Annotated in this window: 10 protein-coding genes and 1 rRNA gene; 2 read left to right on the top strand and 9 right to left on the bottom strand. The window is 50.0% G+C overall.

What is annotated here, in order from left to right; all coding sequences use genetic code 11:
* Positions 1-4 precede the first annotated feature (4 nt).
* Positions 5-120: ribosomal RNA gene (gene rrf / locus ACIDEJ_RS14510) — 5S ribosomal RNA — on the top strand.
* A 93-nt stretch (positions 121-213) separates the two neighbouring features.
* On the opposite strand, the gene ACIDEJ_RS14505 is transcribed toward rrf, so the two are convergent.
* Positions 214-1,161: an alpha/beta fold hydrolase gene (locus ACIDEJ_RS14505; RefSeq protein ID WP_411988783.1), complete on the bottom strand. Its 948-nt coding sequence runs from the start codon at positions 1,159-1,161 to the stop codon at positions 214-216.
* A gap of 136 nt (positions 1,162-1,297) precedes the next feature.
* Here ACIDEJ_RS14505 and add point away from each other — a divergent pair, with 136 nt between their 5' ends.
* The gene (gene add / locus ACIDEJ_RS14500; protein WP_411988782.1) at positions 1,298-2,308 is read left to right on the top strand and encodes an adenosine deaminase; all 1,011 of its coding nucleotides are present in this window, start codon (positions 1,298-1,300) and stop codon (positions 2,306-2,308) included.
* A gap of 12 nt (positions 2,309-2,320) precedes the next feature.
* On the opposite strand, the gene ACIDEJ_RS14495 is transcribed toward add, so the two are convergent.
* The 8 genes from ACIDEJ_RS14495 to yihI form a co-directional block, all read right to left on the bottom strand.
* Complete coding sequence (locus ACIDEJ_RS14495) at positions 2,321-3,295, bottom strand: WavE lipopolysaccharide synthesis family protein (protein WP_411988781.1); 975 nt, start codon at positions 3,293-3,295, stop codon at positions 2,321-2,323.
* A gap of 57 nt (positions 3,296-3,352) precedes the next feature.
* On the bottom strand, positions 3,353-4,081 hold the full coding sequence (locus ACIDEJ_RS14490) for a glycosyltransferase family 2 protein (RefSeq protein ID WP_411988780.1): 729 nt from the start codon (positions 4,079-4,081) through the stop codon (positions 3,353-3,355).
* Positions 4,078-5,661: a phosphotransferase gene (locus ACIDEJ_RS14485; protein WP_411988779.1), complete on the bottom strand. Its 1,584-nt coding sequence runs from the start codon at positions 5,659-5,661 to the stop codon at positions 4,078-4,080. Before ACIDEJ_RS14485 ends, ACIDEJ_RS14490 begins: the two co-directional genes overlap by 4 nt.
* Positions 5,662-5,672: 11 nt before the next feature.
* On the bottom strand, positions 5,673-6,047 hold the full coding sequence (locus ACIDEJ_RS14480; protein WP_411988778.1) for an HAD-IIIC family phosphatase: 375 nt from the start codon (positions 6,045-6,047) through the stop codon (positions 5,673-5,675).
* A gap of 203 nt (positions 6,048-6,250) precedes the next feature.
* Positions 6,251-7,348, bottom strand: a complete 1,098-nt coding sequence (locus ACIDEJ_RS14475) for a threonine aldolase family protein (RefSeq protein WP_411988777.1) — start codon at positions 7,346-7,348, stop codon at positions 6,251-6,253.
* 195 nt (positions 7,349-7,543) lie between these two features.
* On the bottom strand, positions 7,544-8,920 hold the full coding sequence (hemN, locus tag ACIDEJ_RS14470) for an oxygen-independent coproporphyrinogen III oxidase (protein WP_411988776.1): 1,377 nt from the start codon (positions 8,918-8,920) through the stop codon (positions 7,544-7,546).
* Positions 8,921-9,140: 220 nt separating this feature from the next.
* The gene (locus ACIDEJ_RS14465) at positions 9,141-9,605 is read right to left on the bottom strand and encodes a DUF2489 domain-containing protein (RefSeq protein ID WP_411988775.1); all 465 of its coding nucleotides are present in this window, start codon (positions 9,603-9,605) and stop codon (positions 9,141-9,143) included.
* A 12-nt stretch (positions 9,606-9,617) separates the two neighbouring features.
* Positions 9,618-10,139, bottom strand: a complete 522-nt coding sequence (gene yihI / locus ACIDEJ_RS14460) for a Der GTPase-activating protein YihI (protein WP_411988774.1) — start codon at positions 10,137-10,139, stop codon at positions 9,618-9,620.
* Between the last annotated feature and the right edge of the window lie 47 nt (positions 10,140-10,186).

Genomic DNA, 10,186 nt, shown 5'->3' with positions numbered 1-10,186 from the left:
TTTGCCTGGTGACAATAGCATTGTGGTCCCACCTGATCCCATCCCGAACTCAGAAGTGAAACACAATCGCGCCGATGGTAGTGTGGGGTCTCCCCATGTGAGAGTAGGTCATCGCCAGGCGCCAATTAAAAACAGAAAAGCCTCAGTTAACACTGAGGCTTTTTTGCATCTGAAATTCATCAATTTTCCCTGGAAGGTATGTCCATGATGTGGTCATGCCGGTACACGGGTATGTTGTGCAAAAAATGCCAAGATTTTATTCATGGCGATTTCCCGGTAACAATCATCCTCAATTAATATTTCATGCCGGGCTCCGGGGATAACCTCCAGTTGTGTCATGGATGATGTGGCATGGGTTTGAGCATGGTTATCCACAATCTGATCATTTCCTGCCTGTAGTATAAGCAACGGTATTTGGGTATTTGCTGCGGCTGCTTGCCGGGCTTGTTCACTGGCATGCAAGCCTTCGATTAACCATTGATAGGTGGGCGAGCCCAGCTGAATTTGAGGAAAATCCTGATAGAGCTCAAGCAGTTGCTGGTAGCGTTTTGGACTATGGGTCAGGGGGTTTTTGGCAAAAGCTGCCGGTTGATAATCTGTGCCCCCGATAATGTAATTGGGTTCTGCCGAGCGGGGAAACGCATTGAGTTTTTTGGCCAACCACAAAATAAAACCGCGGGGTAATGGCAGCTTGATGCCATACATGGGTGCACAGCAAACTGCGGCATTAAAGGTAGCGGGATGCCGTGCCAAATAGAGTGTTGCGATGGCGCTCCCCATGGAATGCCCCAGCAGATAAAGCTGGGTGGGGGCTTGAGGCTTTACCACTTTATCCATGAAGAATTCAAAGTGTTCCACATAACGGCTAAAGCTGTCGATATGGCCTTTGTGGGGATTTCGTGTCAATCGGCTGGATAATCCCTGGCCAATATGATCAAGGACGAATACGCTGTATCCTTGGCAGTAAAAATCGTGGATGGTTTCCTGGTATTTCAGGTAGCTTTCTACCCGGCCATTGCTGATGACAATCGCTTTGTCCGAAGCGGGATGCCGGATGAAACAGTATGCCAATGACAAATGATTCTGAAGCGGGAGTCTGGCTTGGGTCACATGTTGCCAGAACGGTTGTTGCTTATGGTGATCATTTATTGTCAAAGACATATCCACTCTCTTGTCAGGTTGCCAACACGCAAGGCTTTATGTTGCTGATAGTAAACTTTTCTTGATTTTACAGCCGCCTATAGCCGCATGTTACAATAAGACGCACGTTACCAATACCCATAATAAAAGGCTGGTTATGATTGATCCCTCCATTCCGTTAGTGGATCTTCACCGTCATCTTGACGGTAATGTGCGTATCAACACCATTTGGCAATTGGCACAGCAACATGAGATTACACTGCCGGTGACATCGGTGGAAGCGCTGCAATCCTTGGTGCAGATACAAGGAACGGAATCCAACTTGTTGGCTTTCCTTCGGAAACTGGATTGGATGGTGGAGGTACTGGCCGATTTGGATGCGGTGCAACGGGTAGCGCTGGAGAATGTGGCCGATGCCGCAGCCTCTGGCCTGGATTATGTGGAGTTGCGGTTTAGTCCTTACTATATGGCCAAAGCCCATCATTTACCGCTGCAGGGGGTTGTTGAAGCGGTCATGGATGGGGTGCGCGCAGGCTGCCGGTTGTATCCGGTCGGGGTGAAACTGATAGGTATCCTGTCTCGGTCATACGGTCATGAGGCCTGCCAACAAGAGCTGGAGGCTTTGCTGGCCTATGCGGACGGGTTGGTGGCTGTTGATTTGGCCGGCGATGAGCAAGGGTTTCCGGGTGAACTTTTTTGCTCCCATTTTCGGCAAGTCCGGGCTGCCGGACTGCAGGTGACGGTACACGCCGGTGAAGCGGCCGGGGCACAAAGCATCTGGCAAGCAATTGAGCAGTTGGGCGCCAGCCGTATTGGCCATGGTGTTAATGCTGTGTCAGATGCCCGTTTGCTTGATTACCTGGCCACGCACCGAATTGGCATTGAATCATGCCCTACCAGCAATTTGCAGACCTCAACCGTGGCATCTTATCAAACCCATCCGTTAAGCACTTTTCTGGAATATGGCGTGTGTGTTGGCTTGAATACGGACGATCCGGGGGTGAGTGGTATTGATATCCAGCATGAATATCAGGTGGCCCAAACCCAAATGGGCTTGACTGACACCCAGCTATCCCAGATTCAGCGTAACGGTGTGGCCATGGCTTTTTTATCTGATAGCGAACGCCTGGCACTGTACCGGCAAAAAGCGGCAGCGCAGACAGTTTAAGTACCAGATGGCTTATTTATGATTTGGCGCCAAACGGAACTTTAGGCGGCGCAATGGCATTTTGAGCATGCGTTGCCAGCCAATGTGGGTGAACTGTGTCAGTGCTGAGACCGGGTAGTTCGGGTCGCAGTAACGCCGGTACAGTAGTAGCCAATCCAGGTGGCTCATTTCATTGGGGCGCTTGTGTTTTGGAATAAAACGGTCAATCAGCCCCAATCCCAGTTGCTCCGGTTCCATCACTCTCAGGTTGGATGCCATAAACCGTTCCCACAGGGTTTGTAACTCAGGTGAATTTTGGTGGCGATGCACCAGTGGCGGGAAACGTTCATCTAATAGTGGCAACCATCTGCTGCAATAAATCTGTTCAGCATGGGGGCAGCTAAGGGGGGCGCCGTGATATTGGGCCTGACCTGCCTGTTTGGGGTTGTAAACCCTGTCGCTAAACAGCGGAAGATCCCAAATACGCAGCAGGTCTTGGGTGCGGCCAAAATGAAAAAAGTCACTGGGGTGCATGACAACCCGTTGGCCTTCGGCATAACAACGAAAATAACTGGTATTCACCACTACCGGCTCCAGAAATATGCGGTCTTGCGCATTTCTGGCCGGAAATTGAGAGAGTGCTTTTACAAAGCCGTTGCCTGTCAAAAAGTTATCTGAACGTAGTTTTACGGCATACCGGGTTTTTACCTGTTTTAACCCCTCGCTGGATGAGATGATTTGCCGATTGAAGTTGAGTTTTTGAGGCTTGCCTGCGGCATCAAAAGCCACAACGGTGCCGCCGGGGTCTTGATTGAGCAGCAACAGATCTGGCGTTAGCCCACTACAGTCTTGCCCCTCCCAGGTGGAGAGGATAATGCGGGCTCCCGGCAGGTGTGTGCGGATGCTCTCAAGGCACTGGTGGGTGATCCCCTCCGCTTGGCTTCGACCTTGATATGCCTGTACCGGGCCTTGTACCACAACGGTAATATCTTTGAATTTAATACACATGTTGGATTGTCACATAAGTATTGCCACGGTTTGATGGCATTATGTTTTGGCTGGCGGTCAGTTATCATCCTTGGCCAGTAAGGCTTGATACTCAGCCGGTACACCGCAAAAAATCACGTCATCAGCGCTAATGAGATGGTAATGAATGGCTTTGCCTGCCCCAATGAGGTGGTTGTATAGCGGGGCAATGTAAAGCTCTTGTTTTTGCCATTCACTTTGTGGGCGGGCGACTTCCGTTTCAAAGGCATGACAGAAATCGGCACAGCGCCGAAAATGGTAAAGTCCTGTGCTGCACAGATTGGATATGGGCTGTTTTTCCGCTGTCGCCACAACCTGGGTACTGTTGGCGTCAGCGGCTTTCGCGTAAGACCAATTACTCCCTTCACCATGAAAAACCTCAAGATAACCGTCGCTCTCATGGGCAATGGCCGGCAGGGTGAATCCTGGTCTGAAGGTATCGATATTAAAGATGGTCAGCGGTTCATCTGCCGGGATGTTATCAAGGGCTAAGTAGACCGTTTCCGCCTGCCCCCTGGTGGGGTTGGTCAGGGTCACGATATGGAAATTTTTAATGCCCAATGCATGGCAGCGAGCCGTGACAAAAGCGGGCGTGTCATACAGCTCGCGCACAATAAACAGAAATGGCGTATCACTAAAATAAGTGCTGAAGCTCAGCAACGCATGGTCAAACAGCGGTTTGCCCTGGGCCTTGAGCATGTATTTGGGCTGGGTGTAGCCGGCGTTGAAAAAACGGGAGCTGAGGCCCGCCATCGGGATGACTATCATAATGTGTTTCCTGTGCAGGCCAGAAGCTGCCCGTAAAGCCGGTAAGCGTTGCCGATAAAGCCTAACTGACGATCCGGTCTGTCGCTGTGTAAGGGTAGCATGGAGAGGAACAGCTGGATTTGCATTGCGTAAAGCTCCGCTTCACTGACGCCAAACTCAGCGCTTATTAGCTGGATAAAATCAGCCATAATCCGTTCGCGCCGAGCACTAATGGCCAATGTGAATTCCAGATGCTGATGCTGATAGCTGGCCTTGAAATAACCGGCAATAATGACATCGTAAAGGCCCAATACGGAATGCGCCAGTTTGGCAATGTCATAAAGACGGTTACCGTAGATGGTTTGATCCCCTTGGTTGTCCAATCCTCTGGGATCGATCACCTTGATATTACAGGTGCGAAAATCATAGAGGATATTGCTGAAGCAGAAATCCCCATGAAGCAATGTTTGCTGACCATCATCTGCGGGCAATGCTTGCTGGCTTGCTTGTGCCAACGCCTGTAATGACGGTTGAAGTTGGCCATTGAATGTTATCGGCTGGTTTAAGGGGAAATAACCCTGTTGGCTAAAATCACGCAGTCGCGCCTGGGTTTTGTCAATAAACAACCCTGTCAGTGTCTGGGCATCTTTTACCCGATATTGCGCTGCGTCCTGAATAAATTGGCTGCAGGCTTTCAGAATTTTGCGCCAGGCAAAGGCGGGTAATTGGCTGAAGACGTACAGTTCATTAAGCGCCGTCAGGTGCAGGTATTCTACGCTGTAACCAAAGTGAGTTGGCGTTTCGTGGGTTGCGAGTAATTGAGGAATGTACCCACGCATCAGTCCCGGTAGGGTGCGATACCAATTAGCCTCTGCGGCTAATTTCTGTTTCTTGTGACTGAGTTTGCGCACCACCTGCCCGGTGATCAGCATTTCATTAAAAGCCCGCTGGGTGGTCATGCGGCTTTTTGACTGATAATAAGTGTGGTTATGGCCAAAATCATACCAGTGGGTAAAGGTGACGGGCCTAAGTCCTTTTTCTGCCATATAACCGTTTAACCCGGTGATAAAATCCCATTTTGCCTGGGTAATGTGGCGCACTAATGCATGGGGTGACGAGAAACTGAAAAAACCGTTGGCAATCAATTCTCGTGTTGGGCTGGTTTCATCGTGCTGCTGGCATAGTCGGTTATTTTCCCGATCAAATGCAGCCCAGTTATAGTTATCTTCTACTTGGCTTAACCCTAAGCAATCCGACGTGGTTGGCAGTGCATCAAACAAGGTATCACCATGCAGAATGAACAAGGGTTCCCCAGCCTCAAATTCCAGTAGGTTCAGGGCATATACCACAGACTCTCCCAGGCTTAGCGTCGGGGGCAAGAACAACAGCTTGACACCATATTGATTAAGGCTGTCCAGGTCGTACTTCCCAGGAGAGAATCCTTCCGGCAGCGTCATGACCACCGATTCTCCCTTGGGAATTAATGCCAGTTGGTGGTGGAATAAACGCCGGTTTCCTACAGGTAAAAAGCAGGGCGGTAACGGGCCGAATTCAGACTGAAGCTCTGGGGCTACCTTGGTGGCAGAGGTAATGAGGTACATACCCATCCTCCCTATGGCTTCTCGTTCGCCAGCAATTGCGCGATAGCTTCCGGTGCAAGTGATGCGAATTCTGACGGTCTTATGGCCCGATCATCAATATAAAATCCTTCAGTGCCACACCAGGGTTTTCCCACCAGGATTTCATCGTAGGGAACGTGATGCTGTTCCAGCCAGGCGATGATAACGGGCAAGGTATGAATATTGATTTTACCGATATTCCCATCAAAGGTACGCATATTGCGGGCCGTGGCGATAACGATTTCAAAACCGGCAGCTTTGTATTGTTGCAGTTTGGCGATTATCTCCTTGCGGGGAGAAACTTGGCTGTAGTCTTGATGATCAGCTTGGGTGAGGGTGCCATCTAGGTCCACGATGAGTCGTTTCATTTCCATATCCAGCAGATAAAGCCCATTGAGTATTAGGCAATTGCCGGAGCATTAAAGCATTTAAACGCAGAAAATTTAAGTGTAATGCTTTATTCACGCCGATAATGGCAATAAAAGGTTACCAATGTGTTGGTTTTTTGTGTTGACAAACCTGTCTGGGGAAGCCAAGAGCCACCAGTCGGCGGCTCTTGCAGTTGCGGCATTTACTGGATAAATGCCGCAAAACGGGTGATGGCTTGCTGCCAGGCCAGGTCTGATTGCGCCAAGGCGTTTTCACCAATGGTGATTTCAAAACGGCAGCTGTCGCGGGTCATGGTTCTGGGCAGTGGTAAAATGGCAACGCGATGCTGCCTTGACCAAGTATCAACTTTTGGCATCAGTGTCTCCGCTGGCTGGTTTATCAGCAGATGAAACAGGTTCCCTTGGGTGTGGTGGGGGATGACTTCAATTCCCGCTTGCTGCCGGAAACATTCGCTCAAGAGCCCGGCTTTGCGTACATATTCCGCCATGGCCGGCAGGTGTTTTTCCAGCCCCGCTTTGGCGGCCAGCACTTCAGGAAATTGGGTGAAAATATTGCCGCCACAGCGGCGACACCAAATTCTGGCCTGGGCGATAAATGCTGTGGAGCCTGCTAGCATTGCCCCCGCAATACCCCCCATATCCTTGTAAAAACTGACATAAACAGAATCAAACAGACCACCTATTTCGGCCAGTGAGCGCTGGTAATAGCTGCTGCAACACCACACTCTGGCGCCGTCCATGTGTAATGCCACATTGTGCGCTTTCGCCCATTGCGCTTGGGCTAGCAAATCATCCCATGAGGGTAATTGGCCGCCGATTTCCCGCATGGGAAGCTCCAGCAATAATGCGGCCAACGGTTGTTTCAGTGCGTGCAAATCCATGCTGCTAATGGCCGCATCCGCAGCGCCCACTAATGTGGCTTCCAGCGCATGGAGTTGTTGGTAGGCGAGGTGTTCATGCAATTGCAGATGACTGGTGGGATGAAAGGCAACTTGCCGGCATTGCTTGGCATCTGCCCAGATGCGCAGTGCCATGGCCTGTGCCATGGTGCCAGAGGGCATGAATATCGCCGCCTCCTGTCCCAGCAAACGGGCTACATCTTGTTCAAACTCGTTAATGAGTTTGCCTTGTCCGTAGACGTCCTGAGCTGCATATTGTTCTGCCAGTGGCATGATTGCCTGTAGCTTTTGCGCCATGGTTTGTGCCGGGTGGCGGGCCAGGGTGTATTCACATTGCGCCAGGGTTTGCTGATAGCGAGTTTTAACTGCATCCGACAACATAATGAAAGCCTTTCTGGTGACGATTTAGCTGGGGAAAACAGCTTAACACGGCAAAATAATCACTTAAACAGCCATTTTATGCAAAAATGTGTGCGGCAGCATTACGGTAAAAGTGGCAGGAAAAGAAAACGGCCCAAACAATGGGGCCGTTTGCGCCATGCAATCCTGGTGTGATTGCATGGCGGTGAGGGATGCTTAAATTACCCGGGAGAATTGCTGCTGACGGGCTTTTTCACGGAAATACACGTCAAAACAGATACAGATATTACGGATCAACAAGCGACCGGTAGGACTGATTTCAATTTTGCGGTCTTCTATGGTCACCAATTTGTCGTCAATGAATGTCTGCAGCAGTTTTAAATCTTCGGCAAAATATTGCTCAAACTGGATCCCCAACTGTTGCTCCATTTGCGCCATATCCAGCTCAAAGTGGCAAATCAGTTGCTTGATGACAGCACGGCGGATTTCATCGTCACGGTTCAGTTTGCAACCTTTCCACAAGGCATGGCCATCCGCCTCAATGGCTTCATAGTAAGGATGGATGTCCTTTTGATTTTGTGCGTAACAATCGCCAATCTGGCTGATGGAAGATACCCCTAAGCCCAACAAGTCACACTCAGGCTGGGTGGTATAGCCCTGGAAGTTACGGTGCAGGCGCCCTTCACGTTGCAGTTTGGCCAGCTCATCATCGGGTTTGGCAAAGTGATCCATGCCGATGTACTGGTAGCCTGCGCCGGTGAGGGTTTCAATGGTGTATTGCAGAATTTCCAATTTCTGCTGGGGCGTTGGCAGGTTTTCGTCTTTGATTTTCCGCTGGGCAGCAAAACGGGCCGGCAGGTGGGCATAGTTGAATACCGAAAGCCTGTCCGGATCCAGCTCCAGGATTTTGCTGATGGTTTGGGCAAAGCTTTCTGGGGTTTGAAACGGCAAGCCATAAATCAAATCCACGTTGGTGGATACAAATCCCATTGCTTTGGCTTTGTGGATCAAATCGAAGATAAACTGTTCATCCTGCTCCCGGTTCACCGCGGCCTGAACTTGCTTATTGAAGTCCTGTACCCCAATGGAAATACGATTGAAGCCGGCTTCTTTAAGGGTGTCCAGCATGGTCAATTCAATTTCACGGGGGTCCACTTCAATGGAGAACTCCCCTTCATCGGCAAAATTGAAATTGGCTTTCAGCAACGATGTGAGGCGCAGGATCTGTTCCGGTGACAAAAAGGTGGGTGTACCGCCACCCCAGTGCATTTGGGTCACCTTGTATTTTTTAAACAGCGGTGCACGGGTGATGATCTCTTTTGCCAAGTATTCGATGTATTGATCGGCTTTATGCTGATGACGGGTCACTATCTTGTTGCAGCCGCAGTAGTAACACAGCTTGGCACAAAACGGCACATGCACGTATAACGACAGGTGTTCCCCTTTACTGTTGGCTATCGCCGACAGTAAATCGCCTTCAGTGAATGATTCATCAAACTCCAGGGCGGTGGGATACGAGGTGTAACGAGGGCCGCTGTAGTTATACTTTTCGATCATCGACTGATCCCAACTTATGTGTGTGGGCTGCTTCAAGGCGAGTCCTCCGACAGTAGTTTAGCAATGGGCGAAGTATGCGGCTTTATTGGTCAAATAACCTTGATCAAGGTTGAAAAAACACAATCGGCCGCAGGGAAAGTAGGGAATATCCATGAAAAAAGCGGCAATGTCTGCCGCCTTGTCCGGGTTTTGTGCACCGACTCACGTCATGCTTTAGCTGTTAGCATCACCGTGAATACCTAACGATGATAACGGGTTAATGGGTGACAGGCGTAAATTGGCTCAGCTGTTTGGCTTCATCCAGAATGCGCTGCTGCAGTGCGGATTCCGATTTCATCCGTTGCAAGTCCAGCCGCATGCGTTCCTGTTTGGGCAGTTGGTTGCGTGCCTCCCTGATGGGATGGCATTTTATCACCTCAAAATGTTGATAAAACGCCGGAAATTCATCCATGACCCGTTCGGTCATGGATAACAGCTCAAAGAGTTTGGCAATTCGGTAAACCCCTTCGGAGATTTCACAGCGATCTTCTGTCATGGCACTGGCAATGTAATGAATGTCACCCAGCAGTTTTTGCTGTTTTTGTTCTAGCGCCTGCTGCTGGGCTGCCGCGATGGCTTTGTGAGCCGCAGTCTGTTTTTTCAGGCGTAACAACAAGATGGTGGCATACATGCTTAGCCCTGCAATGATCAGCATGGCAATGACAATCAGCGCTATCTCCAAAACAACATCCTTTTATAGTTTTTGCTGCTGTAACTGGGTTAATTGTGCATCAAATTTGTCCAGCAGGTCATCATCTCCATGACGGGCTTCGGGCTGATGCTCATCAAGATCATCAATGCCAAGTTTTTGCATCAATGCTTCGATTTTGGCCAGTTGCTTATCCAGCCATAATTGATCCTCTGGGCTGAGATCCCGTCCTTCTTCCAGCATGTCCAGCAACTGGTTCAGTCTTGGGTCTTCTTCCAGGTGCAGCAATTGCTGCTCATCGGTAAGCTTCACTTTTACGGCTTTGGGCTGCTGGCTGGTTGGGGTCACCAGGCCCAGCGCCACCGGCTTTTTGCTGCCGATGCGTGGATCTTTGGTATTTTTGCCCGCAGCGGCTGTTGCCTGGCTGCCGGTGGGATTTTGGCGGCTACCGGATTTATTACCGGAGTCTTGTTTTTTACGCGCAATGACGCGCTCAGACTTTTTGCTTCTGGGCGGATGCTTGGGTGCAGATTCACCGGCTTTACGCGATTTTTTCATTCGGGTCATGACATTCTCGACGATAAACTAAATGTTTAAGCCCAGGTTTAACGCTC

Origin of the sequence: Shewanella mytili, assembly GCF_046765975.1 — a bacterium.
Classification (GTDB): domain Bacteria; phylum Pseudomonadota; class Gammaproteobacteria; order Enterobacterales; family Shewanellaceae; genus Shewanella; species Shewanella mytili.
Note: the sequence above shows the minus strand (reverse complement) of the source record. Positions and strands in the feature narration are given on the sequence as shown.

Excerpts from the sequence above, each read along its gene's own strand:
- ACIDEJ_RS14505 (WP_411988783.1), bottom strand. The coding sequence starts at position 1,161 with ATGTCTTTGACAATAAATGATCACCATAAGCAACAACCGTTCTGGCAA.
- add (WP_411988782.1), top strand. The coding sequence starts at position 1,298 with ATGATTGATCCCTCCATTCCGTTAGTGGATCTTCACCGTCATCTTGAC.
- ACIDEJ_RS14495 (WP_411988781.1), bottom strand. The coding sequence starts at position 3,295 with ATGTGTATTAAATTCAAAGATATTACCGTTGTGGTACAAGGCCCGGTA.
- ACIDEJ_RS14490 (WP_411988780.1), bottom strand. The coding sequence starts at position 4,081 with ATGATAGTCATCCCGATGGCGGGCCTCAGCTCCCGTTTTTTCAACGCC.
- ACIDEJ_RS14485 (WP_411988779.1), bottom strand. The coding sequence starts at position 5,661 with ATGTACCTCATTACCTCTGCCACCAAGGTAGCCCCAGAGCTTCAGTCT.
- ACIDEJ_RS14480 (WP_411988778.1), bottom strand. The coding sequence starts at position 6,047 with ATGAAACGACTCATCGTGGACCTAGATGGCACCCTCACCCAAGCTGAT.
- ACIDEJ_RS14475 (WP_411988777.1), bottom strand. The coding sequence starts at position 7,348 with ATGTTGTCGGATGCAGTTAAAACTCGCTATCAGCAAACCCTGGCGCAA.
- yihI (WP_411988774.1), bottom strand. The coding sequence starts at position 10,139 with ATGACCCGAATGAAAAAATCGCGTAAAGCCGGTGAATCTGCACCCAAG.